This is a genomic window from Streptococcus sp. HN38 (genome assembly GCF_028335765.1).
Classification (GTDB): domain Bacteria; phylum Bacillota; class Bacilli; order Lactobacillales; family Streptococcaceae; genus Streptococcus; species Streptococcus suis_P.
On the sequence record NZ_CP116604.1, the window covers coordinates 766,892 to 790,275 of the forward strand.

The following is a 23,384-nucleotide window of genomic DNA, read 5'->3' on the forward strand; positions in this document are numbered from 1 at the left end:
CTATGGCAGGAATGGTAGAATACGCCTTGCACTATGCTCGCCTTGGTTTTTCTGTCATTCCGATTGATAAGAAGAGCAAACGGGCCATAACAGCGTACAAGGATAAGACTTTTTCAGAATTAGAAATCAAGCGTCTGTGGCGTGATAACCCAGATGCCAACATAGCTGTAAAAACAACGGATTTCTTTGTTATTGATATTGATGTTCGAGATGATGTGGATGGCTATTCCAGTTTTGAAGAATGGGAATTGAAACAATATATCCCTGCCACTCTACAGGCGACAACGCCGAGTGGTGGCAGGCATATATTTCTCAAGAAACCTAAAGGTGTTCAAATTAGTCAAGATATTAAGGTTCGTCCAGGAATTGATATCAAAGCCCACCCGAACAATTATGTCTTGGTAGCACCTAGCAACAATCCCAAGGGAAAATATGTCTGGGATCAGTCTGTCGAAGAGATGGCAGAGGCTCCGATGGAGCTGTTGGACATCTTACAAGCAGAGAAGAAACCAAGCAAAATCAATTTTATAACTAAATACAACCCAGAATACAGCAGTAAAACAGCTAAGCTATTTGAACAAATTGTTTTCGGTTTGGGTGATGAAGGTGGAAGAAACAATAATCTAGCTAGTTTGATTGGCGGGTTATTGATCCGTGGTGTTGATGAGGAGGCAGCTTATATGTTAGCAAAAATAGCTAATCATTACACGCCAAGTCCTCTATCTCAGCAGGAGGTAGATAGGACATTTGAAAGTATGTTAAGAAAGGAGCTTGATAGGCGAAGTGGTATTGGATATAGCGAAGATTAAAGCAGAGTACGAAAACGTCGTTCCACATCCAGCTGTCTACGAAAAACCGACCGACTGGCGTGAGATTCGTCTGGCCTGTCGTGATTACAGAAACGACTGGCTGGAAAAGGCTAAGTGGAAAGAAACGCAGTATGGAACCATGGAAGAAATAAAAGAGCCACCGAAACGCTTGACAGAGTTAGCTGTTGCGGAAGGTTTGGAACAAATCCTATATGTCATCAACCTACCGAACGACAGGGTGGCGGTTTATGATCCTGACGCTGGTTATTATCATAAAGACCCATCTTTTGCTTACAAGGTTATCAGATTGTTAGAACCTACTTTTACCGAGACACGGTCCAAGAACGTACTATTCATGTTAGCAGCAACCAAACGGAAATATCTATATGATGGATTCTCATGCGATTTTTCTATCGGGGATTACCAGGATCCGAAACGTTTCATTCTGGTGAAAAACGGTATTTTTGACAAACAGTTGAAGAAGATGTCGGGTTTTACCCATCGGTTCGTGGCATTTTCAACCATTGAGACAGAGTATGATCCGTTTGCGGCATCACCAAACATTGACGGTTGGGATGTAGATAGTTGGTTACTGGATTTGATGAGCGGTGACGAAGACTTGGTTCATCTCTTATGGCAGGTTATTTCAGCCAGCCTAAATGGGAACTACTCGTACAGGAAGTCTATCTGGTTTGTCGGTGAAGGAAATGACGGTAAGGGTACGGTCCAACAATTGATTACAAATATTGTCGGTATCCGTAATGTAGCAACCTTGAAACTGAATCAGTTTTCGGAACGTTTCGCCTTGTCAATGATTGAAGGTAAAACTGTTATCATCGGGGACGATGTGCAGGCTGGTGTTTACATTGATGAATCGTCGAATTTTAACAGCGTCGTGACTGGTGAGCCAGTATTAGTCGAGGAGAAGAATAAGCAACCTTACTCGACCGTGTTCAAAAAAACCGTCATTCAATCAACCAACGAATTGCCGAGGTTTAAGAATAAAACCAACGGAACCTATCGGCGTTTTCTTATCATCCCCTTTCGGAAGACATTTTCAGCCAAGGAAGATAATTGGCAGATTAAGGATGAGTACATCAATAGGGATGATGTGAAACAGTATGTGTTGAAAAAAGCCCTTGAGTTAAACTTCACACGATTCAGCGAGCCACAGGCAACGCTGGATGTCTTGGAAGAATTTAAATCTAGCAACGATACAGTTAAAGCGTTTATTGACGAATGGTTCGGAACATTTCAATCCGAACGCCTGCCGGTCCGTTTCTTGTGGTGGTTGTATCAGGAGTGGTGCAAAGAAGAAGGGATTACAAAAGTGGCTAAAGGAAAGTTTGAACGTCAGCTCATAAAATTACTCCCTGCAGAATGGGAGAAGAAAAGAGCAAAACCGACAAGGAGATTCAAACCATCGCTGGATGTTCCTCGCAGATATACAGGTTTTTATTGGGATAACGATAACGACCCTAACACGACTGCAGTTTGTCTTGATAAAAAGTTACTGGTTACTGATTAGGTTACCGAACTTTTATAGATAGGTAACCTAGTCAAACCCTTGATATTACTGAGTTTTTGATAAAAAAGTTACTGGTTACCTATCTTCTCTTATTATTTATTAAATTATAAATATATAAAATATATATAAATAGAAAATAGGGGGTAACGGGTAACTTTTAGGGGTGGAACAAGGGCTAAACCCTTGATATGACTGGTTTTTTGGAGGTTATCTATCTTTTTTCGAGATGTGTAACCTTTAGTAGGAAATATATGGAAAAAGAACATAAAATACAAAATGATATTCGAGTTGGTTTGACGGAGGCTGGTTGTCTGGTCTTCCGTGCCAACGTTGGCAAAGTCCGTACGTCTGATGGACGATACTTTGACACAGGTCTGCCAAAAGGTTTTAGTGACTTATTTGGATTTAGACAAGACGGACAAATATTTTTCATCGAAGTAAAAAACGAAAAGGGTCGTGTACGACCAGAGCAAGAGAAATTTATCGATCGAATGCAAAAGTTCGGCGCCTTAGCCGGTGTGGCTAGGAGCGTTGAGGATGCGATGGATATCGTAGGAGGAAAAGCAAATGGAACAATTTAACAACGTAACCAAACCAAAACATTACCAAGGTAAGTATGGTATGGAAGCCTTGGATGTGGTCAAGAATTTTATCGGCAATCTAGCCGGCGAATGTGCTTATTACTGGGGCAATGTCATCAAGTATCTGTTGCGATTTCAGCAGAAGAACGGTGTCGAGGACTTGAAGAAGGCTAGACAACATTTGGATTGGTTGATTGAGGAGATGGAGGATGTATCTTGAAATTTCTTGACCTATTTGCTGGCATTGGCGGTTTTCGTCTTGGTATGGAACGTGCCGGTCACGAATGTATCGGTTTTTGCGAAATAGACCAATTTGCCAGAAAGAGCTATAAGGCGATACATGATACGGAAGGAGAATTTGATTTTCATGACATTACAAGAGTCACAGATGAGTCTGTTAGAGGAATCGGACGTGTGGACGTTATCTGTGGAGGATTTCCGTGCCAGGCTTTCAGCATTGCTGGAAAGCGAGCAGGATTTGAAGATACTAGAGGGACTTTGTTCTTTGAGATTGCTAGGTTCGCATCTATTCTCAGACCTAAATATCTATTCCTTGAGAACGTCACTGGACTCCTTAACCACGACAACGGAAATACATTTGAGACCATCCTCGGAGCGTTGGATGAATTGGGGTATGATGCGGAATGGCAAGTGTTCAACAGCAAGAATTTTGGAGTCCCCCAAAACAGAGAGCGGGTGTTTATTATCGGACATCTTAGAGGAGCAGGTGGACGAGCGATATTTCCTTTCGGAGGAGATGACACAGCGATTGAACAAGACAAGCAAGGCGTAGTCGTTCAAGTCGGAAATTTGCTTGATACAGATAGTTTTGGAGGCAATCCGCAAGTAGGTCGTATCTATGATCCAAACGGCATCTCTCCTTGTCTCAATACGATGCAAGGTGGCAATAGAGAGCCTAAAATCATCCAACGAGGCCACGGATACAATCAGGGTGGCGAGCATGATATCACCCCGACATTGACCAGCAACAGCTGGCAGGAGAATAATCATGTTAAGGTTTATGATTTTTACAACCGAAAAACCAAAGACGAGGTTGGCACACTCACTGCCAGTGGCCATCAGGGGAATACCAAAGCAGGGACATTCGGCATATTAGATGGTATCCGCATCCGCAAACTGACACCTCGCGAGTGTTGGAGGTTGCAAGGTTTTCCAGATTGGGCGTTTGATAGAGCCCAGGCAGTAAACAGTAATAGTCAACTATACAAGCAAGCTGGTAACTCAGTCACGGTTAATGTGATTGAGGCGATAGCGAGAAAATTGGAGGAAACAGATGAATAACACAATTGAAAACGTAAAGATAACCAAAACTTTCTTGGGCAGAGAAGACCATGGAATTTTAACTTGTTATCTGACTGTTGAGGGATATGGATTTGGAGTATCTATTGGAGGATACTGCCTAGATAAATACGACGAACACAAGAAAAAACGAGTAGCTTTTCACAAGAGCTTTGAGCTGATAGACCGTATCTTGGAGGTTGCCGGTGCAAATAGCTGGGAAGAACTGCAAGGGAAGTATATACGTGTTAAGAGTAACGGTTTTGGAGGTAGAGTAACGAAGATTGGAAATCTTATTAAAGATGATTGGTTGGACTTTGATACCTTTTTCAAGGAGTAAACAGATGAATAAACAGGAAGCGATAGAGATTATTGAGCAATCAAAAATAAAAATAGCTAACAGAGAGAGGGTAATATTTAAAGCAGGCGAAATTATAGTAGAAAATGTACAGGTCGATTATGTACCACTTGAAGTTGTTGTGAACACGATTGACCAAATCCATGAACCACAGAAGGTTGTGGTGCCGAAGTTTATCGCTGATAGTATCGAATATTGCAAAAATGAAGAAGGGTATGGATTGCTCCGTGCAATGGATTACTGCGATGAATACAATGATACTGGCGAATGGTTAGAGCGCCCAGAAAACCAAGAAACATTCGCCTGCGCTTGGCTCTTCGGCTACGAGATTGAGCAGGAGAAACTGTACACAGTTGAACTTCCCAACCCTAACAACATCGGAACTGAAGTTCACATACTTATGATGAATGGTTTTAAGCAGGTAGTTATCAAAAAAGAGCTAGGTAATGACTGGAAAAAGAAAAAAGGTTTTCAACTAACTGAAGAAGAAATCAAAAAGGATTTTGAGTGGGCTTGGCAGTTTAGAGAAGAAGTAGATTAAGGAGGCGAACAAATGACAACAGCACAAACTTATTTTTATGTTTTTGACCAAAATAATTCTGGAGGTTACTTTGTAATTGATGAAAATGTAACGTCTGAAATCATTATTGAAGCTACAGAAGAGGCAAAGGCTTTAGAGCGATTAGAAGAAATTCTAAGCCAAAAACCTGAATATATGGAATACTGTTCTTGTTGTGGTGAGCGTTGGTATCCAGAATACTCTGATGTTTACACACGTTATTGGGTTAGTGATGAGCAGTATGAAGAATTTGAAGAAGTAAGACATGGGCATGAGGCTATGTTCTATCCTTTGGATGGAGAGCATAGACTTATACCTTGGTCGAGGTATAGTATGTATGAGTATCTTCCTAAAAAGGAGGTAAATGGATGAATGGACCTATCTTAGATATTTTACTTAATCTAATCGTTCTATCTGGACTGATAGGAATGTTGCTGCTTATTTGGGTGCTTATCATCAGTATGGTAGGTTTATTTTTCAAAAATATAGGAGGCAGAAAATGATACCGAAGTTTAGGGCGTGGGATAAAATAAGAAACCGAATATCCGAAGTCGAAAGAATTTATATCGATACGAAAGGAGTCTGCTTACGAGATGAAAATGGCGAATATTGGCGTAGATTTGATGATGTTATCCTCATGCAATCCACAGGGCTGGTCGATAAAAACGGTAAGGAGATTTTCGAGGGGGATGTTGTCGAGTTTGAGGATGCCGATGACATTGAGAACGTGTACACCAATCGAGGCGTGGTTGAGTGGTGTCAAGGAGGTTTTACCGTAACAAATCGGGCGACAGTATCAATGGACGATTTACTTGATGGAGACAAACTTGAGCTCGAAATCATCGGCAACATCTATGAGAATCTTGAGTTGGTGGAGGTAAACAATGACCAATAAACTAGGTGTGCTACTGGTCGATGTGCCAGAGCCGAGACATGCAAAGTATAACTACTTAGAATATAGCGATGGAACTCACAGTATTTTCATGGCAGATGCAAAAGAAACGGTTAGGGCAGAGGCGATGCTTTGCACCCAAGAAGAAGCTAAAAAATACCCACAATTTCGATGGGTAGCGTTGGATGATTTATCTTAAAAATTAAAAATACAAAAGGAGTAGAATATGATTTACAAAATTAATGTTGATGGAAATGAAATTGAATACGGAGCGTTGGTTGAAAAATCAAGCTTTACAGAGAAAGAGTGGTCAGCAATCTATACAGAGGTTGTAAAGCAAAATCAACCAGTAGTTTATGAGCAGAAAAAAGATGATACTGATTACATCAATGCATTCGGAGCGCTGATTTCACTTGAAGAACGCTATGAAGCCTTGCTGGACTTACTGCCACAGGAGGAATTTTCATATGCTGGAGCCCATCCAAAGTGGGTAGCTGATGCGGTGGAAGAAAGTACCCTTGATAAAGAAACGACAAAGGAAGATGTTGCCTCTTTGCTAGAACAATGTGAAACACTTGAAGATTTGAAAGAGGGGTTGGTTGACTATTTTGAGTTGGAGGAATTAACCTAATCTAAGGCTATCCGACTGTCACAGGTCGGTTGGTCATTCTGCCGAAAATAAATTAAAAAGGAGGACTCCTTTGTAGATTAAAGTCACATTATTGGACCAATGGCAGTAAGGTCAGCCACAAATAAAATAAATAGAAAGTAATTGCAAATGGTATCATAGTCCAACTCCCTATTGTGGTACGGGTGGGGGACGAATATTACAAAATTGGAGGAATAAATCAATGTACGGAAATGAATTTCAAGTAACAAAACGTCAGGTAGCAGCAGGCGCTACAATTATTGGACTTATTATTTTTGCAGTATTTTTTAGATTGACCGCAGTTGTCAAAATTCCAGCAAATACCGTAGGTGTGAAGGTGTCGGCATTCAACGGAGTACAAGAAAAGACTTTACAGACGGGCTACCATCTGAAAGTTCCATTTGCTGATAAGGTGTATAAGTTACCGACATCAGTTCAGACCAAGACCATGGAAGCTATCACGACACAGACGAAGGATGGTCAGTGGTTGAATACCAATATTGACGTCAAGTACAAGGTCAACAAGGCAGAAGCTATGACTGTATTTACTAACTACACAGACCTGGAAAATGTGAGTAATAGCGTTGTCGCTCCAGCTGTGCAACGGGCCATTGAATCAGTGACAGGTGAGTATGATATTTACGAAGTACTAGGCTCTAAGCGTACAGAAGTTTATGGCAAGATTGACCAGAAACTAAAAGAGCGGTTCGCAGCTGACAACTTGGAATTTGTATCATTTACTATCACTGACCAAGATGCAGGCGATGAAATCGAAAAAGCCATCAAAGATGAATCTGTTAAGCAGAAACAAGTAGATTCAGCTAAGCAGGATCAAGAGAAAGTTAAAATAGAAGCTGAAACTAAAAAAATCCAAGCTCAAGCCGATGCCGATGCAGAGGTTATCAAGGCTCAAGGTCAAGCAAAAGCCAATGCTGAATTGAATAACTCTATTTCGGATAATTTGATTCGAATGAAAGAAGCTGAGGCTCGTTTGGAGCATGGCTGGGTTGAAGTTATCACACAAGGGGATGTGATTACGAATCAAGAGTAACAAAAAAAGCCAAGGCACTCTCTGCCCTGGCTGTGGTAAATAACTCACATACATTATACCACAAAAAGGAGACAGAGAGTGAACAAGGCTAAAGAGCTCTTGAATGAGCTACAAAATCTTGATATGGATATTCAAAGCCGTATAGATGAAATCAATGAGCTTGAGGCAGGTTTGCTCTCAAGCCCCAAGTGGACGGCAGACAAGGTCAAGGGTGGTCAGGCTAAAAAGGTTGATGATGTCTATACCCAGCTGATCGTGATGAAAGAGGCGATTGAACAAGATACCAATGAAGTTATTAACAGGAAACTTGAGTTAGGTAGATTGATTAACAAGCTGAAAAATCCAAAGAGCAGGTCAGTCCTCAGAATGACTTACATTACTAAGATGTATGTTGATGATGTTTGTGACAAAATGGGTATCAGTAGAACCACTTTCTATACTTGGAGGAATACGGCTATCTGTGAGTTGAATGATGTTTTGGAACAAATGGAACTAAATTGAACTTTACAAAACCGTACTGAACAAATCAATACTTGTTAGCACAGTTTTTATATTCTGCTAGAATGGTAGTATCAAGAAATAAGGGTAAGGCAGTAAGCCTTCCCTGACATGGAGAGTTGGCAGAGTTGGTCGAATGCGCCCGTTTGCTAGACGGGTGGCCGCCTACGTGCGGTCCGTGGGTTCGAATCCCACACTCTCCTTTGAGTGTTTGTGTCCCAGAACGGGGTAAGTCGTTGGACGAGAATTCATATATCACTCATTAACTTTGAAATGGTTGCGGATGCGACTAGGCCCTGTATGATTGCACAGCTACTTATATCCTAGGTAAGTTATAAGTTGGGCGGTTTGATTCCGCTAGGGGTCTTTCTCCTATATTTTTCCCACACAACGAAGTGTGGGTTTTTATTTTATTGAGGAACGGAGGTGATAAGATTGCTAAAAATTGAGTATGTGCCAATCAACAACATCTTCCCTTATTATAATAATGCCAGAAATAACGATGGGGAAGCTGTTAAAAAAGTAGCAACTTCAATAAAAGAGTTTGGTTTTCAACAACCTATCTTAGTCGATGAAAACAATGTGATAATAACAGGACATACAAGGCTCAAAGCCGCGCTTTCAATTGGATTAAGCACAATACCTATTGCTTATGCTGACAACCTGACGGATGAACAGGTTCGAGCGTATAGACTGGCTGATAATCGTGTAGCCGAGTATTCAAGTTGGGACAAAGCCGCGCTTGCCTTAGAACTTGAGGCCTTTGAAACAATTGACATGTCAGATTTTGGTTTTGATTTATCGGGTTTTGAGTTAGCTTCAGAAGACGAACTCCCAATAAATGAGTTACGTAAGGATGGGATAATTGACAAAGAACATTACAGTGAATCACATAGAGAAACCACTGTCAACCAATATAATTTGCGTGATTATGACGCAACTCGTGTCGACGGTAAATATAACATTCCATCACTTGAGCCGGTTACCTATGTGCCGAGTAAATTACAAGGTTTTAACTATATCCTTAACAAGCCCGATTATTCTGCTGGGATACACTTTTTTCTAGATGACTATCAATTCGAAAGGATTTGGCAGAGGCCAGAATTTTATATCGAAAAACTTACTGAATTCGATTGTGTCTTAACGCCAGATTTTAGTCTTTACCAAGACATGCCGATAGCTATGCAGATTTGGAATGTGTACAGGTCTCGATTAATTGGACAGATGATGCAAAACTATGGTTGTACAGTTATTCCGACTGTATCTTGGTCACGTCATGAGAGTTTTGTATTTTGCTTTGATGGTTTGCCACGAAATGCAACTCTCGCAGTATCAACAATCGGGGTTAAAAAATCTTCTGAACAGATGGCTGCATGGCGCTCTGGTATGGATAAGATGATCGACGAGTTATCGCCAAAACAGTTGATTGTTTATGGCGGCGAAGTTGAGTACGATTATAAAGACATAGAAGTTTTTTATTTCGATAACGAAACAACAAAAAGAATGAAAGAGAAAGGAACGTAGTTATGGGAGGCAGAGGCGCTAGTATCGGTGGAGGAGTAAAAAGTGCAAGTCAGTGGGCGAAGGCTATAGAAGAATCCAAGAAAAACGGACCAAGTTCTTATCGCCTAAAGATGTACAAAAAATTAAAGGCAGAACGTGATAACGCAACGGGAGCAGCCAAAAAAAGAGCTCAAAAAAATTTCGATAACTTTAACAAAGGAAAAAAATACACGACGAAGCTGTAAAGAGAAGTAATGAGAAAAGAAGGGCTAGACTTGATAAACAGAGAGAGGCGGCTAGAGAAGCGTGGGCCCAAACTACCACCACAACATACGAAAAATTCAAAAAAAGACAGACAAGCAAATTCAATGACTGGTATTTTCAAGGTAGATAGTTCTCGGACGCTAACAATGATATAGATAATTTTTAGAATGAGAGAAGCGAGGCGATGGCAAATGAACAAAACTTGATAGTCCCAAGCTCGGACGAAGCTCGAAAAAATGGAAAAAAAGGAGGCATTGCTTCCGGAAAAGCTAGAAGAAAAAAATCAAATCTAAAAAAAGCTTTTGAGACTATTTTACAGGCAGATGTAACAAGTTCAGTTGCCAAAAAACAACTAGAAGATTTAGGTTTTGAAGCAACAAATGAAATGGCTGTTGCAATGGTTATGATGCAGAAGGCTATGAAAGGCGATGTTAGAGCTTTTGAACAGATTAGCAAACTGGTTACTATAGATACAAAAGACCGATTGGATAAACAAGAACAACGAGAGCGTATAAAAGCTTTGCAACTAGAAAACAAAAAGCGCGAATTATCGTTGGAAACTAACGAAACGCATGAAACTGCACTTGATAGACTGTTCGATAAACTAGAAGAGGAAATAAATGGGAATTGATAGACTATACCACGATAAGCAACTCAGCATCTTAAAACGGGCCTTGCGTGAAGATTGGTACATGATGATAAACCATGGGGCTGTCCGTGCAGGTAAAACTCAACTTGATAACGACCTGTTCCTCATGGAGTTGCGTAGAGCGAAAAGAAATGCTAAGGCTTGCGGTGTTGACAATCCGATGTATATCCTCGGTGCTACCAGTGCAGGTACATTGCGGACTAACATCTTGCAAGAACTATCAGAAAAGTATGGGATAGATTTCAAGTTTGATAAGCATGGAAACTTCACGCTCTTCGGTGTCTATGTGGTTACGACATTTACAGGTTCTGTAGCTGGTTTGAGAGCGATTCGCGGTATGACGGCGTACGGAGCCTATATCAACGAAGCGACGCTTGCCAACAAGGAAGTCTTTGATGAAATCCGCAAGCGTTGTTCAGGTTTTGGCGCTCGTATTATTTGCGACACTAACCCAGACCACCCCAACCACTGGCTAAAAAAAGATTATATCGATAAAGCAGATGACAAGAGCATTATCGCCAACCATTTTACGATATTTGATAACACCTTCTTAAACCAGCGGTATATCGAGAACCTTATCGCAACAACGCCGAGTGGTATGTTTACAGAACGTGGTATCTACGGTCGTTGGGTCAGCGGGGAAGGAGCTGTCTATCGTGATTTCAAGGAAGACATGCTCATACCAAGCAAGGATATTCCAACAGACGACATCACCATCTATTATGCTGGTGTTGACTGGGGATATGAACACCATGGGTCTATCGTTGTTTGTGGACAGACGGCAGATGGTAGAGTCTATCTCTTAGAAGAATACTCGGCGCAGTATCAAGAAATTGATTACTGGGTGGAGATTGCCAAAGACATCAAATTACGGTACGGGAATATCTATTTCTACGCCGACTCCGCCCGTCCTGAACATGTCGCCCGATTTGAACGGGAACATCTAAAATGTGTGAATGCAGATAAATCTGTTCTGAGTGGAATTGAACAAGTGGCTAAGCTGATGAAGCAAGGTCGCTTTTTTGTTTGTTCGGAAAAGGTTGAAAAATTCAAAGATGAAGTCTATCAGTATGTCTGGAATGAGAAAACGGGCGAGCCAGAAAAGAAGAATGATGATGTACTGGATGCACTTCGTTATGCTATTTATTCGCACATGGCTAAACCAAAAGCCAAAGTCAAACGTAAATCGCTATTTGGCTTGTAGAAAGGATCAAAATGGAAGAAACATTAGTCTATAGTCGCTCATTGTACGATGAGCAGAATTTGGATAAAGATATCATTTACAAATTGATATTAAAGCATGACCAGACAAGTAGTAAACTCAAGAAGCTAAAAGATTACTACTTGGGTAAGCACGCAATCGAAAATCACACACGCAGAAGCAACCTGCCAAACTTTAAGACAGTCGCCAATCACGCCAAGGACATTGCGGATACCGCCACAGGTTACTTTATGGGCAATGCTATCCGTTATCCTAAGACCGACGATATGGACATTGAAGACCTGTTAGAAGCATTTGATAGTGCAGATGTTGATTCGACAGACTCAGACAATGCTTTGAACATGGCAATCTATGGCAGGGCTTATGAGTACATCTATGTCAAAGAAGGTGAAAATGAGCTGGTAACACGTAGTTTAGAACCAGAGAACACTTTTATTGTTTACGATGATTCGATTGAGCAGAAACCCTTGTTTGCGGTCTATTACTATCAAACAAAGGACGATGTGACGGAAGAAAGTTATTATCAGGCCCAAGTAGTGACTGAGACTCTGCAATACAGCATGTCTTTGCGAGAGCAGAAGAAGGAGTCGGAAGAAGGTGTCCCACATAATCTTGAGGGGCTGCCAATTATTGAGTATCGAAACAATCGCTATATGGTTGGAGATTATGAGCAACAGATTAGCTTGATAGATGCGTATAATTCTCTGATGGGTAACCGTGTGAATGACAAGGAACAAGCTATCGAGTCCATCTTGGTCTTGTATGGTGCAGCACTTGCAGACACGCCAGAAGAAGCAAGGGAAGCAATGGAGATACTGCGAGAAGAAGGTTTGCTGGAATTGCCGAAGGACGCAAGTGCTGAGTTCTTGAAGAATGTCTTGGATGAGGCTACGGTCGAAGTACTTCGTAAGGCGCTGAAAGAGGATATTTACACTTTTAGTCACGTCCCTAATCTGTCAGATGAGAATTTCGCCGGGAATACATCAGGGGTAGCTATGGAATTTAAGCTTTTGGGGCTTGAAATGATTACCAAGACCAAAGAGCGATACTATATCAAATCTTTACACAAACGCATACAGATTTTTGCGAATTACTACAACTGGTCACAGATTTACGAAAACGCAAAGGCAATCATTCCGCAGTTTAGCCGTGGTTTGCCGAAGAATTTGTTGGAATTGTCTCAAATCATCAGCAATCTCAAAGACAAGGTTAGTCTGCGCCAGCTTATTTCGCTCTTGCCGTTTGTGGAAGACCCAGATGCAGAAATTAAAGCACTCGAGAAAGAAAAAGAGACTGCGCAGGAAGAGCCCACATTTAGCCAGAATTTGCCTTATGAAGAGGGTGTGACAGATGGACAATCAGAAGTATTGGGAGAAGCGGAAAGCCCAGAGGATGGTTCAGGCGATGGACCAGGCAGAGCAAACCGCAAAGCAACTCGACGAAATACACAAGCTGGCAAGTAGGCATATCACTTCAAAGATTGACCAGATTTTTGAGAGTTATCGCAGAGACCACGGACTGACGGATGATGAAGCTAAGAGGGTACTGGCTAGTGTCAAGGATTTATCCGATATTCGGGAGTTAAAATTAGCTTTACAGAATACAACGGACAGTGAAGAGATACGGCAATTGCTTATCTTACTCGATTCGGCTCCCTACGCTTCCAGAATTGAGCGATACGAGGCTTTACAGAGGGAGATGGATAATTTACCCACCCGACTGTATAAAGCCGAAAATGAGGCATCTAGGACCTTCTATGATGAATTCATTCCAGATGCTTACTACCATTCGATTTTTGATTTGCAACAGCAGTCTGGTGTGGCATTTGCTTTTAACAGGATTGACCCAGAGGAAATCAGAGCTATCCAGCAAACGCCATGGCTTGGGGCGAATTACTCTGAAAGGATTTGGGGGAATACTCAAGCTTTAGCAAATGAATTACAAAAGCAATTAGCAGTCAGTCTGTTAACAGGTCGGTCAGCGCACGAGACTGCAGAAGTCATAAATGCCCAATTCGGAAAAGGTAGTTACAACTCACGCAGGCTGGTGCGGACAGAGGCCAGTCATTTCCACGCTGAAATGGAAGCTCTGGCGTATGAAGAAGCAGAAGTTGAGCGTTACAGACTTGTGGCTGTATTGGACCTGCGAACATCAAGTATTTGCCGAGAGCATGATGGAGAAGTCTACTTGGTCAGCGAAAGAGTGAAAGGGAAGAACTACCCGCCATTACACCCGTGGTGTAGGACGGTCACTATAGCGCTAGATGATGAAGAATGGTTGGTTAAAGCGACCAGAAGCGCCAGAGACCCAGTGACAGGCAAGACCATCCAGGTGCCTGCCAATATGACGTATAAAGACTGGTATGAGAAGTATGTTAAACCAAAATACAAGGCGGATAACTTGGACATTTGGAAGATTGAACGTGCCAATAACCAGTATGAAAAGTACAAGTCAATTCTTGGAGATAAGGCGCCTAAATCGCTTGAAGACTATATTGATTTGAAGTATAATGACAGAGAAGGATTAGAGCAGTTGAAGGACCGAGCTAGATGGATAAAAGCAAAATTCCCGTCTGAGAAGTCTTTTAATGGTCATTTTGAGAAACACAGTCATGAATTTGGGAACATTTCCAAATCAGATTATCTGAAATTAGGACAAGAGCTTTTATCAAATCCTATACAAGATAATATTCTTGGGTATGACACAGATTCTCGTCGTGTTAGGTATGATGTAAAAAATAATATCTACGTTCTAGGAAATAATGGAAAAGCAACAATCACGACAATGATGAAACCAGATGAAGGGAGAGCTTACTATGACAGAGAAGTTGCAAAAGACTTGGGTAGTTGATGGTTATGTATGGCTACATTGCCCTGTTTGCGGTCATGATGTTATGGACTATGATATTTGTGACACCTGTAAATGGCAAAATACTGGACCTGTTAACATTGACGGCGGTCCAAATAAGATGACGTTAGCTGAAGCAAAAATAGCATTTGCAGAAGGCAGACCAATTATTTAAATAAGCACCCAAGTAATCGAGTGCTTTTTTCGTGTTCAAAAACAGGAGAATGTTATGGACTTGTATTTTCGTTTTAGGTTGATTATAGAGAGTGTTGTGTTTATCATTGGATTTCCGTTTGTGTTATACAAACTCTATAAATTATATAAAGATACAAAAAAATAGAAAGGAGATCGCTATGAACAAGCGTATTAAGAAAAAACGTGAACTGATTGAACAAGTTCAGGGAACTAAAGAAGCTGTTGATATTGCATTGAACATCATTAAAAGTCTACTTGATGAAAACGCCAAACAGGCAAATGAAATTTCTGAGCTACGTTCAATCGTCGAACGCAATGCACAGGCTACTAATTCGAGATTTGATTATCTTGAAAAGAAAGTAGCTGACAAGCTGTCCAAGAAATCTTGGTTTAGTCGTTAACAAGGAGGTGGTCACTCATCTTGACAGCAGGAAAGACTGCTTGAAACTACTCTAAATTACTTAAAACTGGTCGAAATTGACCAGTTTTCTTTTTGGTCCAAGCATTGAAGACGGTAAAAGCTATGGAAAATACAGTCGGGGACGACTTTAAAAATAGGAGGTTCGCAATGAACGAAGAAACACAAACAGTCGAAGTGGTCGAAGATGACAAACAGGTAGCAGCTGAACCTGAACAAGTCACAACAGACCCGAAAGACGAAAAGAAGTACACCGATGCCGATGTCGATGCCATCATTGACAAGAAATTCGCTAAATGGAAGGCAGAGCAGGAAAAAGCTGAATCAGAAGCTAAGAAATTAGCCAAGATGAACGCCGAAGACAAGCAGAAGTACCAGCTTGACAAGCGTGAACAAGACCTTGCTGACCGTGAAGCGGAAATCACACGCAGAGAGCTAACCGCTGAAGCTAAGACGATTTTAAGCGAACGTGGCTTACCAATTGAGCTAGTAGACGTGGTTAATCTTGCTGACGCTGATAGTGTACGTGATTCCATCGATGCCATCCAAAAGACTTGGGAAGCAGCAGTCTTGAAAGGCGTTGCTGACAAGACCAAAGGAAGTGCACCGATGAAGAAAGCACCACAAGAGCAACCAACCGTTGAAAAGTGGGAACGTGATTTTTTGAAATAAGAAAGGAAAAATAAAATATGCCATTTGAAAATATTAACACCGCAACATCCCGTGAAAAATTCTTAGGAATTATCGAGAAAGTTGTTGCTAAAAAATCTTACTCAGCTCCGCTTTTGCTATCGAATGATGCAGTGGAAATGAACGGGCGTTCATTTACTGTTACAAAATCTGACACAACAGAACTCAAAGACTACAAGCGTAATGCTGACAATGAGTTCGACCATGCACAAACAGAAGAACGCACATACACTCTGGACCAAGAAAAATACTGGGGGCGTTTTGTGGATCGTCTAGATGAGCGTGATTCAAACGGTGAAGTCAATGTCAATTATGTTGTCGCTCGTCAAGCTGCCGAAGTTGTGGCGCCGTACTTAGACCATCTTCGTTTTGACGCTCTTCTTGGTAATGTCAGCGATAATGTCGTACCAGCTAATACTAAAGGTGCTAATAATTCTTACCAAGCTGTCTTGGATGTTTCTGAGAAATTGGATGAATTGGACGTAGTGGAAAACCGCTTGTTGTTTGTGACGCCAGCATTTTATAAAGCGATTAAGTCAGAAATTGTCAACCTTCCACAAGGAGACACCAATCAAACTGTGCTTTACAAAGGTTATGTCGGTCAGTTGGATACATTCACGGTTTACAAAGTACCATCTAAGTACCTTAAAGGCGTACAAGCTGTTGCGACAATCGGCGGGGTAGTCGTTTCGCCTATCCAAGTAGATGAAACGAAGTATAACAACAACATCCCAGGTCGTTTTGGTGAATTGGTGGAACAATTGCTGTATACTGGAGCATTTGTCTTTGATTTTGACCAGAAGTACATCATTTCTATTGCGACCTCTAAACCAGAAGCGAAGCCAAGCGCACAAGGCAAATTAAACATCCGTGCAGAGCAGTGGGTATCTGGTGCAACTTATGAAGCTGGTGCTTGTGTACAGAACGAAGGTAAATTGTTTGAAGCCACTAAGAAAGTAGATTCATCCTCAACAGCTCCTGGCAGCGATTCAGCCAACTGGAAAGAGATTGTCTAGGAGGCTCTAAATGCGCTTTAAAGTTTTAAAAGAGTTTACAGATGATGAGTTTGGTTTTGTTCATCGTGTTAACGATGTCATCGAACTAACCAAGGAACGTCATGAACAGATGAAGAAAAACGCTAAATTGCAAGATGTGAATTTGGCTGATTACATTGAAGAAATCAAGACCAAAGGAGCAGAAGCTCCTGCAAAATAGGGGGCGGATATGCTAGAAGAATTAAAAACTTTGACAGGCGAGAGTGATGATAAAATCCTCTCGTCTTTGCTTTTGAGGGCTAAAAATATCATTTTGACTGAGACGAATCGAAGTCAGCTTACGCCAGCGCTGGAAGGAATGCAACTGGAAGTAGCACTCGAGTTGTACAACCGCCAAGGAAGCGAGGGCGAAACATCGCGAAGTGAAGGGGGCGTGTCTGTGTCATATAAAGACGGGCTGTCTGATACTATTTTAAATGGTATCCGCAGTCATAGACTCGCAAGGGTGGCAGGTCGTGCGTTTGAAGCGAAACCGACTGAAGCCGTATCTGATCCGTAAAGCTGTCATAGTGACGAGTGATGAGGGTATCAAGAAAGCTACTTATAGCGATGTTGCTACTGAGATACAGGCTGAGATATGGCCTGCTAGTGGTCGCTTACAAGCTGAGATATACGGTCAGAGGTTGGCATATATTTTGAATTGCTTGGTAGATCGTGAGACTCTTATAGATGAAGACGATGGCTTTTGTATCAATAGCGATAAAGTAACCCATAAAGTCATATCTATAAAACGATATACAAACCATCAAGTCTTGGAGTTGGAACAATGTCGCGATTGATAGGTGCTGACAAGCTAATTGCAAAATTTAGACGATTATCAGGACAGCAGCAAACCGAAATCATGGCAAAAGCTGTACACAACGCTGCCAAGAATGTTGTCCAGGCAGATGCAATTTTGCGGGCCCCTGCAAACAAAGATGATTTGCGAATAGGCATAAAGGTACGGATGTCTAAGTCTGGGAATCCGAGAGCTGAAGTGGTTAGCACATCAGACCATGGCGGATTTGTTGAATTTGGTACTGGTCCAAAAGGTGCTGCAAACCACGCAGGGATTTCGCCAAATGTTAGCGTATCTTATAGCAGTACACCTTGGTATGTCCATGAGTCCCAGATTGATGTGGGCCCTTATCGTTTTCAAAAGATTGGCGAGTTTTACAAGATGTTTGGGCAGGTTGCTCAGCCGTATCTTTATCCAGCCCTCAAGGATAATGAAGAGCGAGTCACGAAGAACATTAACAGATATGTCAAACGGAAACTAGTTGAAGAGGTCAGCAAATGATAAATATTAAGCCTATTATTTACAAGAAATTGAAAGAGGTTGCGGACAATGTGACAGATACATATCCGCAAGATTGGGAGAATTTCCCGGTTATCATCTACTTAGAAGAGGAAAACAAGCCTTACGAGATTACAGATGATACAGAACAGATGTCCTATTTGCGGTATAAGGTCGATATTTTCCACAATGATAGTACCTCGGAATTAGCCGTAGCGATTGATGCGATTTTTGCATCTCTCGGGCTAAAACGTACATCCAGCGTGGATACACCCGACCCAACGCACTTACGGCACAAAGTCATGCGATTTGAAGGGATTTTAGACTTAAACTCCCGAATCGTTTACCAATACAGAATGGAAGGATAAAACATGTTAGCAAACGGAATTAAATTGAAAATGAGTGAGACCAAGGGGTCTGGCTATGCAGTTATCGAGGGCTTGAAAGAAGTTCCAGAACTTGGTATTGACCCTGAGAAAGTTGAGAATACGACCCTTGCGGATACCATTAAGCAGTATGAATTTGGTATTGGTGACGCTGGCGAATTGGAATATAAATTCAAGTACGAGAATTCCAAAACGACTTCTAGTTATCGTACTTTGCGTAAGTTGTCTGATTCAAAAGCTATCCGTCACTTTGAGCAAGAGTATCCAGATGGTACAACTGTCCGCTTCTCAGCTCAGATTGCTGTCAAGCTGGGCGGTGGCGGTGTCAACTCTGCTATCGAGTTTACATTGAAATTGGCTCTGCAGTCAGATTTAGAATTCACTGATCCAGTAGTACTTTAAGGAGGTATAAATGTCAACACGTAAACCATATATCGTTTGGACCGTCAAGGGAACAGACTATAAATTGCGTCTTAGCACTCGCCAAGCCTGTGAAGTTGAAGAAAAATTGGGTGTTAATTTGCTCAAAATCTTTATGCCCAAACCAGGCGAACAGTTCAATCTACCACCTTTGAAGGTCATGTTGTTGGTTGTTCAAGGCGCTTTGCAGAAGTTCCATCATGGTATTAAATTGGATGATGTCTATGACTTGTTCGATGCTTACATCGATGAAGGTTATGGACAAACTGAATTGATGACTGATATCATCGTACCATTGTTCGAAGTATCGGGTTTTATTCCTCGGAACAAGGAGAAGGAAGAACCGACGTTGACAGCAGTCGAGTAGGTTCTGGTCCTTGTTCGGTCGCAGAATTGATTAGCGGGTTTTATCCAACAGCATTAGATGCAGGGATAGACCCGTTTTCTTTTTGGGAATACACTCTTTTGGAATTAAAAGAGCTAGTTGAAAGTTACAACAGGCAACAATTCCAAAAGCAGAAGGAAATAGCTTCTCATCACTTTATTCAATCACAGATGATAGCTCGCTTTGTTTCTCTGATGTTTCAGGAAAAAGGTGAAGCGCCAGACATTTGGGAGTTCTATCCTACTTTGTTCGAAGAGGATAGGGCGCAGATTGAACAAGCTCGTATTGAGCGTGATTTGAAAATCCATCAGGAGCAGATGAGGGCTTACGCAGAAAGAATGAGAGGAAGGTTCACAACTTCCGAATAAGAAGGAAAGGAGGGAACGATGGCTGTTACGTTAGAAGAGTTGAGAGTTATTGTTGAAGGTGAGATAGCACCGTTTCAGAAGAAGATGAAGCAGTTAGAATCTCAGATGAAGCAGACTCAAAACAAAATTGAAAACAAGACAAAAGGCCTTAGAGAGCGTGTATGTCAACAAGCTGGTGGCATGGCGACTGCTTTGGGCAAACTTGCTAAGATTACCGCGTTAGCTTATCTAGGCAAGAAAATGTTAGACCTTGGTATGTATTCTACCCAGATGGCTCTTGAAGTCAGTGCTTCGGTCAATCAAATCAAACGACAGATGGGCGAAAGTTCCCAAGCATTTTTAAAATGGATTGATAACAATGCCAACGCTATGAACATGAGCGTAGGTGAAGCTACTAAGTATGGAGCGGTCTATTCCAACCTGTTTTCCAACTTTATCAAGGATTCTAACAAGCTGAGCGCTTATACAGGTAAGATGTTACAGACATCCGCTGTGATTGCGCAAGGTAGCGGACGGACCATGACCGATGTTATGGAGCGTATTCGTTCGGGCTTGTTGGGTAATACCGAAGCTATCGAAGACCTCGGAATAAATGTCAATGTTGCTATGATTGAATCAACCAACGCATTCAAACGTTTTGCGAATGGGCAATCTTGGCAACAATTAGACTACAACACCCAGCAACAAATCCGCTTGATGGCGATTTTGGAGCAAGCAACAGCTAAGTACGGAAATACCTTACAGCAGTCTGTAAACGGTCGTATTAGCATGTTCAAGTCGCTGTTAAGCGATGCAGCACTAAATATCGGTAATGCAATGTTGCCGATTATCAACGCTATGATGCCTGTACTTAATTCGTTTGCTATGGTCTTGAAAAATATCACTGCCAAGCTCGCTGAGTTTATTGGTTTGATGTTTAACAAAAAAGCCAATGTGAAGAATAGCGCAGTTGGAAACCTTGCTCAGGGTGCACAAAACGCAAACGATGCAGTAGGTGGTCTAGGCGACGCCATGGACGGTGTAGATGACGCATCTGGGGGTACCGCAGGTAATCTAGATGATACTGCTAAATCAGCTAAGAAGGCAGCAAAAGAGCTGATGGGATTAGCTGGTTTTGATGAGATTACCACTCTGAATCTAAACAAAGACGATGGTTCAGATGGAGCGGGTTCAGGCGGTGGTTCTGGAGGCGGAGGCAAGGGTAGTAAAGGTGGAGGCTCAGGAAGCGGAGCTGACATCTTGCCAGAAATAGAATTGACTGATATGGACAACCAGTTTAAGTCCATATTTGACGGATGGGATAAGACTCTACAACCTCTTTTTGATTACCTCTCAAAATTAAAAGACCTGTTTAAAGATGGCTTTAACATGTCGTTCAGAGCTGATAGTCTTGACCGCTTTAAAACTGCTCTAGCAGGTATCTGGCAATCGCTGAAAGATATTTTTGCAGACGGAACTGTTTTACAAGCAGCCGCAAGGTTTGGAGAGAAGCTAGCTTTTGCTTTAGGTCAAATCACTGGTGCTCTAGCCAACATCATCATGGGAATTGCGGTATTTATCGCCGAAAGCTTAAATAAATCACTAAACGACACCAAATTGGATATAAAAGGTTGGCTGATACGTCAGTTCGATATAGCAGGCGATGCAGTCGCAAGCATTGGAAATATCGCTCAAATGCTCGGTCAAACGTTTTATGACGTTTTTACAAGTGCAGCTGCGACAAATATCGGTGCAGATATTCTTTCAGCGATAACCTATGGGACAATGGGGATTGTTGAAGTTGGTTCAAAATTAGGTCGCGATATACTAAGCGGTATAGAACAATCGCTAGTTGATAACCAAGATAAAATAACTACCGCTTTAAACGGCTTGCTCTCTGCCCTTGAGCCTACTTTCGAATCTATCAAAAACCTATTCAAGAATGCGTTTGAGGGGTTGAGCACAACTTACGATGAGCATGTAAAACCATTCTACGATTCGTTCAATGAAGGTTTAAGTTCTATATTTGGAACTTTGCTAGATAGCTGGAATAATGATGTTCAACCAGTGTTGGATAGCATCGGCGAAAAGTTTGCTGATTTATTCGACAATCATATTCAACCGTTTATCGATAGTTTTCTATCCGCATACGGACAAATTACGGACGCCTTAAAGTTACTTTGGGATACCATTCTGGTACCGCTATTTGATTGGATAGCTGCGAACATTTTGCCTGTCCTTGTCCCGACATTCCAGACATTAGCTGACTGGTTTGTCCAAGCCTGGACTGTGGTTTTCGATGTTTTGGGAGCTGTTTCGAAAATCCTAGGCGGTATTATCGAGTTCCTGGTTGGTGTATTTACTGGCGATTGGGAAAAGGCTTGGAATGGGATTGTTCAGATTGCTAAAGGAATCTGGGAAATGCTGTCTTCTATCTTCAAGTTCGTTTGGGATGCCATTGTTTCTTTCTTAAAAGGTGTTTGGGATACCATCGTTGCTATACTGCAGGCTGGTTGGGATGCGATTGTGCGAATCTTCCAAGGTATAGGCCCGTGGTTTGGTCAAAAGTTTTCTGACGCTTGGAACGGTATTACAAATGCATTTAGCAATGTAGCTGGTTTCTTTAAAGGAATATTCGATAGCATTGTGGGTTGGTTCACGGATATCGGTAGAGCAGTCGGAGATGCAGTTTCGGGTGCGTTTAAGTCCGGCATGAACGGTGCAATCGCAACAGTTGAAAATGTCGTCAACGGATTTATCGGATTGATAAACGGTGCAATCGGCTTAATCAACAAAATCCCTGGTGTCAATATTGGGCGCATCGGTTATGTCAATCTTCCACGCCTTGCCCGTGGTGGTATCGTGGATAGCCCAACTGTCGCCATGATTGGTGAAGCAGGTAAAGAGGTGGTTATGCCATTGGAAAATACAGGCTTCTTACAAACCATGGGCCGTGTTGTCGGCGGTGCAGTTGTTAATGCTTTGGGCGGAGGTCTACCGCAATCATCTGGTTTGCCAAATGGCGACATCGTTATTGTGATTGGAAGTAGAGAGTTTGGACGCTTTACTATTGACGAGATTAACAAAGCTCAAGCAGAAGCGGGACAGCTCTTGCTTAACATTTAGGAGGTAAACATGAGTCAATTGATTATCAATGGAGTTACAGTTGTACCTCCTAAATCTTTTCAAGTTTCAGTCAATGATGTGGATGGAGAAACCGGGCGAAACGCTAACGGCGACATGGTCAGGGACAGAATTACAACCAAGCGCAAATTGGAATGTGATTGGGGGATGTTGACCCAGGCTGAGATGGCGCAGATTCAAAACGCTGTTCAGCCTGTATTTTTTGAAGTGTCTTACCCAGACCCTATACTTGGGCAGACGTCCAAAACGTTTTATGTTGGCGATAGGACAGCGCCTGCATATTCCTTTACTGAAAAATTTAAACCCTGGAGCGGTTTAAAATTTAGTTTAATAGAGAGGTAAGGTGGTTCACACGGTAA

At 41.8% G+C, this 23,384-nt stretch carries 34 protein-coding genes and 1 tRNA gene; all 35 read left to right on the top strand.

Annotated elements, in window-relative coordinates:
* The first annotated feature begins 2 nt into the window (after positions 1–2).
* The 35 genes from PHA78_RS03755 to PHA78_RS03925 all read left to right on the top strand — a co-directional run bounded on the left by PHA78_RS03755 (position 3) and on the right by PHA78_RS03925 (position 23,367).
* Entirely contained in the window at positions 3–809 is an 807-nt protein-coding gene (locus PHA78_RS03755; RefSeq protein ID WP_024377128.1) for a bifunctional DNA primase/polymerase, read from the top strand.
* Positions 784–2,337, top strand: a complete 1,554-nt coding sequence (locus PHA78_RS03760; RefSeq protein WP_029876106.1) for a DNA primase family protein — start codon at positions 784–786, stop codon at positions 2,335–2,337. The genes PHA78_RS03755 and PHA78_RS03760 overlap by 26 nt, the downstream gene beginning before the upstream one ends.
* Before the next feature lie 251 nt (positions 2,338–2,588).
* Positions 2,589–2,918: a VRR-NUC domain-containing protein gene (locus PHA78_RS03765; RefSeq protein ID WP_024377126.1), complete on the top strand. Its 330-nt coding sequence runs from the start codon at positions 2,589–2,591 to the stop codon at positions 2,916–2,918.
* A complete protein-coding gene (locus PHA78_RS03770) occupies positions 2,905–3,138 on the top strand; it encodes a DUF3310 domain-containing protein (RefSeq protein ID WP_024377125.1) in 234 nt (77 codons plus the stop codon). Before PHA78_RS03765 ends, PHA78_RS03770 begins: the two co-directional genes overlap by 14 nt.
* Positions 3,135–4,220, top strand: a complete 1,086-nt coding sequence (locus PHA78_RS03775) for a DNA cytosine methyltransferase (protein ID WP_029876105.1) — start codon at positions 3,135–3,137, stop codon at positions 4,218–4,220. Before PHA78_RS03770 ends, PHA78_RS03775 begins: the two co-directional genes overlap by 4 nt.
* Positions 4,213–4,557: a hypothetical protein gene (locus PHA78_RS03780; RefSeq protein WP_024377122.1), complete on the top strand. Its 345-nt coding sequence runs from the start codon at positions 4,213–4,215 to the stop codon at positions 4,555–4,557. Before PHA78_RS03775 ends, PHA78_RS03780 begins: the two co-directional genes overlap by 8 nt.
* A 4-nt stretch (positions 4,558–4,561) precedes the next feature.
* On the top strand, positions 4,562–5,116 hold the full coding sequence (locus PHA78_RS03785) for a DUF1642 domain-containing protein (RefSeq protein ID WP_272158466.1): 555 nt from the start codon (positions 4,562–4,564) through the stop codon (positions 5,114–5,116).
* Between the two features lie 12 nt (positions 5,117–5,128).
* Positions 5,129–5,506, top strand: a complete 378-nt coding sequence (locus tag PHA78_RS03790) for a DUF7296 family protein (RefSeq protein ID WP_024377663.1) — start codon at positions 5,129–5,131, stop codon at positions 5,504–5,506.
* Complete coding sequence (locus PHA78_RS03795) at positions 5,503–5,637, top strand: hypothetical protein (protein ID WP_269088401.1); 135 nt, start codon at positions 5,503–5,505, stop codon at positions 5,635–5,637. The genes PHA78_RS03790 and PHA78_RS03795 overlap by 4 nt, the downstream gene beginning before the upstream one ends.
* Complete coding sequence (locus PHA78_RS03800) at positions 5,634–6,029, top strand: YopX family protein (RefSeq protein WP_172011795.1); 396 nt, start codon at positions 5,634–5,636, stop codon at positions 6,027–6,029. Before PHA78_RS03795 ends, PHA78_RS03800 begins: the two co-directional genes overlap by 4 nt.
* A complete protein-coding gene (locus PHA78_RS03805) occupies positions 6,019–6,225 on the top strand; it encodes a hypothetical protein (protein WP_105100596.1) in 207 nt (68 codons plus the stop codon). The genes PHA78_RS03800 and PHA78_RS03805 overlap by 11 nt, the downstream gene beginning before the upstream one ends.
* A 27-nt stretch (positions 6,226–6,252) precedes the next feature.
* Positions 6,253–6,657 carry a hypothetical protein gene (locus PHA78_RS03810; protein WP_105100597.1) on the top strand — a complete coding sequence of 135 codons (405 nt, stop codon included), beginning with the start codon at positions 6,253–6,255 and terminating at the stop codon, positions 6,655–6,657.
* Positions 6,658–6,877: 220 nt separating this feature from the next.
* Positions 6,878–7,726, top strand: coding sequence for a prohibitin family protein (locus PHA78_RS03815; protein ID WP_099807193.1), 849 nt, complete (start codon positions 6,878–6,880; stop codon positions 7,724–7,726).
* A gap of 78 nt (positions 7,727–7,804) precedes the next feature.
* Positions 7,805–8,227, top strand: a complete 423-nt coding sequence (locus PHA78_RS03820) for a DUF1492 domain-containing protein (RefSeq protein WP_024377658.1) — start codon at positions 7,805–7,807, stop codon at positions 8,225–8,227.
* A 110-nt stretch (positions 8,228–8,337) separates the two neighbouring features.
* Positions 8,338–8,427: transfer RNA gene (locus PHA78_RS03825), tRNA-Ser, on the top strand.
* Between the two features lie 226 nt (positions 8,428–8,653).
* Positions 8,654–9,748, top strand: coding sequence for a DUF4417 domain-containing protein (locus tag PHA78_RS03830; RefSeq protein ID WP_099807200.1), 1,095 nt, complete (start codon positions 8,654–8,656; stop codon positions 9,746–9,748).
* Positions 9,749–9,750: 2 nt separating this feature from the next.
* Positions 9,751–9,972 (top strand): hypothetical protein, encoded by a 222-nt coding sequence (locus PHA78_RS03835; protein WP_024377657.1) that lies wholly within the window; start codon positions 9,751–9,753, stop codon positions 9,970–9,972.
* A 203-nt stretch (positions 9,973–10,175) separates the two neighbouring features.
* Positions 10,176–10,622, top strand: coding sequence for a hypothetical protein (locus tag PHA78_RS03840; protein WP_024377656.1), 447 nt, complete (start codon positions 10,176–10,178; stop codon positions 10,620–10,622).
* Entirely contained in the window at positions 10,612–11,844 is a 1,233-nt protein-coding gene (locus PHA78_RS03845; RefSeq protein WP_024377655.1) for a PBSX family phage terminase large subunit, read from the top strand. Before PHA78_RS03840 ends, PHA78_RS03845 begins: the two co-directional genes overlap by 11 nt.
* 11 nt (positions 11,845–11,855) lie before the next feature.
* A complete protein-coding gene (locus PHA78_RS03850; RefSeq protein WP_024377654.1) occupies positions 11,856–13,325 on the top strand; it encodes a phage portal protein in 1,470 nt (489 codons plus the stop codon).
* Positions 13,213–14,712 (top strand): minor capsid protein, encoded by a 1,500-nt coding sequence (locus PHA78_RS03855; RefSeq protein ID WP_238138718.1) that lies wholly within the window; start codon positions 13,213–13,215, stop codon positions 14,710–14,712. The genes PHA78_RS03850 and PHA78_RS03855 overlap by 113 nt, the downstream gene beginning before the upstream one ends.
* On the top strand, positions 14,678–14,884 hold the full coding sequence (locus PHA78_RS03860) for a CPCC family cysteine-rich protein (protein WP_024377653.1): 207 nt from the start codon (positions 14,678–14,680) through the stop codon (positions 14,882–14,884). The genes PHA78_RS03855 and PHA78_RS03860 overlap by 35 nt, the downstream gene beginning before the upstream one ends.
* A gap of 178 nt (positions 14,885–15,062) precedes the next feature.
* A complete protein-coding gene (locus PHA78_RS03865; protein ID WP_024377652.1) occupies positions 15,063–15,305 on the top strand; it encodes a hypothetical protein in 243 nt (80 codons plus the stop codon).
* A 167-nt stretch (positions 15,306–15,472) separates the two neighbouring features.
* Positions 15,473–15,994: a DUF4355 domain-containing protein gene (locus PHA78_RS03870; RefSeq protein WP_024377651.1), complete on the top strand. Its 522-nt coding sequence runs from the start codon at positions 15,473–15,475 to the stop codon at positions 15,992–15,994.
* 17 nt (positions 15,995–16,011) lie between these two features.
* The gene (locus tag PHA78_RS03875; protein WP_024377650.1) at positions 16,012–17,028 is read left to right on the top strand and encodes a sugar-binding protein; all 1,017 of its coding nucleotides are present in this window, start codon (positions 16,012–16,014) and stop codon (positions 17,026–17,028) included.
* 10 nt (positions 17,029–17,038) lie between these two features.
* Complete coding sequence (locus tag PHA78_RS03880) at positions 17,039–17,227, top strand: hypothetical protein (protein WP_024377649.1); 189 nt, start codon at positions 17,039–17,041, stop codon at positions 17,225–17,227.
* 9 nt (positions 17,228–17,236) lie between these two features.
* Positions 17,237–17,566: a phage head-tail connector protein gene (locus PHA78_RS03885; protein ID WP_024377648.1), complete on the top strand. Its 330-nt coding sequence runs from the start codon at positions 17,237–17,239 to the stop codon at positions 17,564–17,566.
* A gap of 10 nt (positions 17,567–17,576) precedes the next feature.
* A complete protein-coding gene (locus tag PHA78_RS03890; protein ID WP_024377647.1) occupies positions 17,577–17,846 on the top strand; it encodes a hypothetical protein in 270 nt (89 codons plus the stop codon).
* Complete coding sequence (locus PHA78_RS03895) at positions 17,834–18,346, top strand: HK97-gp10 family putative phage morphogenesis protein (protein WP_024377646.1); 513 nt, start codon at positions 17,834–17,836, stop codon at positions 18,344–18,346. The genes PHA78_RS03890 and PHA78_RS03895 overlap by 13 nt, the downstream gene beginning before the upstream one ends.
* Positions 18,343–18,711 carry a hypothetical protein gene (locus tag PHA78_RS03900; RefSeq protein WP_002936856.1) on the top strand — a complete coding sequence of 123 codons (369 nt, stop codon included), beginning with the start codon at positions 18,343–18,345 and terminating at the stop codon, positions 18,709–18,711. Before PHA78_RS03895 ends, PHA78_RS03900 begins: the two co-directional genes overlap by 4 nt.
* A 3-nt stretch (positions 18,712–18,714) precedes the next feature.
* Positions 18,715–19,131 carry a phage tail tube protein gene (locus PHA78_RS03905; protein WP_024377645.1) on the top strand — a complete coding sequence of 139 codons (417 nt, stop codon included), beginning with the start codon at positions 18,715–18,717 and terminating at the stop codon, positions 19,129–19,131.
* A 10-nt stretch (positions 19,132–19,141) separates the two neighbouring features.
* Positions 19,142–19,516, top strand: coding sequence for a DUF6096 family protein (locus PHA78_RS03910; protein WP_024377644.1), 375 nt, complete (start codon positions 19,142–19,144; stop codon positions 19,514–19,516).
* Between the two features lie 98 nt (positions 19,517–19,614).
* Positions 19,615–19,902 (top strand): hypothetical protein, encoded by a 288-nt coding sequence (locus PHA78_RS03915; protein ID WP_024406156.1) that lies wholly within the window; start codon positions 19,615–19,617, stop codon positions 19,900–19,902.
* Between the two features lie 18 nt (positions 19,903–19,920).
* Positions 19,921–23,007, top strand: a complete 3,087-nt coding sequence (locus PHA78_RS03920; protein WP_272158467.1) for a hypothetical protein — start codon at positions 19,921–19,923, stop codon at positions 23,005–23,007.
* Between the two features lie 9 nt (positions 23,008–23,016).
* A complete protein-coding gene (locus PHA78_RS03925) occupies positions 23,017–23,367 on the top strand; it encodes a DUF6711 family protein (protein WP_024377641.1) in 351 nt (116 codons plus the stop codon).
* The last annotated feature ends 17 nt before the right edge of the window (positions 23,368–23,384 follow it).

What these genes read in the sequence shown, in the direction of transcription:
- PHA78_RS03795 (WP_269088401.1), top strand. Translation starts at nt 5,503, where the DNA reads ATGAATGGACCTATCTTAGATATTTTACTTAATCTAATCGTTCTATCT.
- PHA78_RS03845 (WP_024377655.1), top strand. Translation starts at nt 10,612, where the DNA reads ATGGGAATTGATAGACTATACCACGATAAGCAACTCAGCATCTTAAAA.
- PHA78_RS03805 (WP_105100596.1), top strand. Translation starts at nt 6,019, where the DNA reads ATGACCAATAAACTAGGTGTGCTACTGGTCGATGTGCCAGAGCCGAGA.
- PHA78_RS03840 (WP_024377656.1), top strand. Translation starts at nt 10,176, where the DNA reads ATGGCAAATGAACAAAACTTGATAGTCCCAAGCTCGGACGAAGCTCGA.
- PHA78_RS03855 (WP_238138718.1), top strand. Translation starts at nt 13,213, where the DNA reads ATGGACAATCAGAAGTATTGGGAGAAGCGGAAAGCCCAGAGGATGGTT.
- PHA78_RS03870 (WP_024377651.1), top strand. Translation starts at nt 15,473, where the DNA reads ATGAACGAAGAAACACAAACAGTCGAAGTGGTCGAAGATGACAAACAG.
- PHA78_RS03755 (WP_024377128.1), top strand. Translation starts at nt 3, where the DNA reads ATGGCAGGAATGGTAGAATACGCCTTGCACTATGCTCGCCTTGGTTTT.
- PHA78_RS03905 (WP_024377645.1), top strand. Translation starts at nt 18,715, where the DNA reads ATGTTAGCAAACGGAATTAAATTGAAAATGAGTGAGACCAAGGGGTCT.
- PHA78_RS03875 (WP_024377650.1), top strand. Translation starts at nt 16,012, where the DNA reads ATGCCATTTGAAAATATTAACACCGCAACATCCCGTGAAAAATTCTTA.
- PHA78_RS03810 (WP_105100597.1), top strand. Translation starts at nt 6,253, where the DNA reads ATGATTTACAAAATTAATGTTGATGGAAATGAAATTGAATACGGAGCG.
- PHA78_RS03910 (WP_024377644.1), top strand. Translation starts at nt 19,142, where the DNA reads ATGTCAACACGTAAACCATATATCGTTTGGACCGTCAAGGGAACAGAC.
- PHA78_RS03865 (WP_024377652.1), top strand. Translation starts at nt 15,063, where the DNA reads ATGAACAAGCGTATTAAGAAAAAACGTGAACTGATTGAACAAGTTCAG.
- PHA78_RS03790 (WP_024377663.1), top strand. Translation starts at nt 5,129, where the DNA reads ATGACAACAGCACAAACTTATTTTTATGTTTTTGACCAAAATAATTCT.
- PHA78_RS03925 (WP_024377641.1), top strand. Translation starts at nt 23,017, where the DNA reads ATGAGTCAATTGATTATCAATGGAGTTACAGTTGTACCTCCTAAATCT.
- PHA78_RS03900 (WP_002936856.1), top strand. Translation starts at nt 18,343, where the DNA reads ATGATAAATATTAAGCCTATTATTTACAAGAAATTGAAAGAGGTTGCG.
- PHA78_RS03860 (WP_024377653.1), top strand. Translation starts at nt 14,678, where the DNA reads ATGACAGAGAAGTTGCAAAAGACTTGGGTAGTTGATGGTTATGTATGG.
- PHA78_RS03780 (WP_024377122.1), top strand. Translation starts at nt 4,213, where the DNA reads ATGAATAACACAATTGAAAACGTAAAGATAACCAAAACTTTCTTGGGC.
- PHA78_RS03815 (WP_099807193.1), top strand. Translation starts at nt 6,878, where the DNA reads ATGTACGGAAATGAATTTCAAGTAACAAAACGTCAGGTAGCAGCAGGC.
- PHA78_RS03800 (WP_172011795.1), top strand. Translation starts at nt 5,634, where the DNA reads ATGATACCGAAGTTTAGGGCGTGGGATAAAATAAGAAACCGAATATCC.
- PHA78_RS03885 (WP_024377648.1), top strand. Translation starts at nt 17,237, where the DNA reads ATGCTAGAAGAATTAAAAACTTTGACAGGCGAGAGTGATGATAAAATC.
- PHA78_RS03765 (WP_024377126.1), top strand. Translation starts at nt 2,589, where the DNA reads ATGGAAAAAGAACATAAAATACAAAATGATATTCGAGTTGGTTTGACG.
- PHA78_RS03895 (WP_024377646.1), top strand. Translation starts at nt 17,834, where the DNA reads ATGTCGCGATTGATAGGTGCTGACAAGCTAATTGCAAAATTTAGACGA.
- PHA78_RS03785 (WP_272158466.1), top strand. Translation starts at nt 4,562, where the DNA reads ATGAATAAACAGGAAGCGATAGAGATTATTGAGCAATCAAAAATAAAA.
- PHA78_RS03850 (WP_024377654.1), top strand. Translation starts at nt 11,856, where the DNA reads ATGGAAGAAACATTAGTCTATAGTCGCTCATTGTACGATGAGCAGAAT.
- PHA78_RS03880 (WP_024377649.1), top strand. Translation starts at nt 17,039, where the DNA reads ATGCGCTTTAAAGTTTTAAAAGAGTTTACAGATGATGAGTTTGGTTTT.
- PHA78_RS03835 (WP_024377657.1), top strand. Translation starts at nt 9,751, where the DNA reads ATGGGAGGCAGAGGCGCTAGTATCGGTGGAGGAGTAAAAAGTGCAAGT.
- PHA78_RS03920 (WP_272158467.1), top strand. Translation starts at nt 19,921, where the DNA reads ATGGCTGTTACGTTAGAAGAGTTGAGAGTTATTGTTGAAGGTGAGATA.
- PHA78_RS03770 (WP_024377125.1), top strand. Translation starts at nt 2,905, where the DNA reads ATGGAACAATTTAACAACGTAACCAAACCAAAACATTACCAAGGTAAG.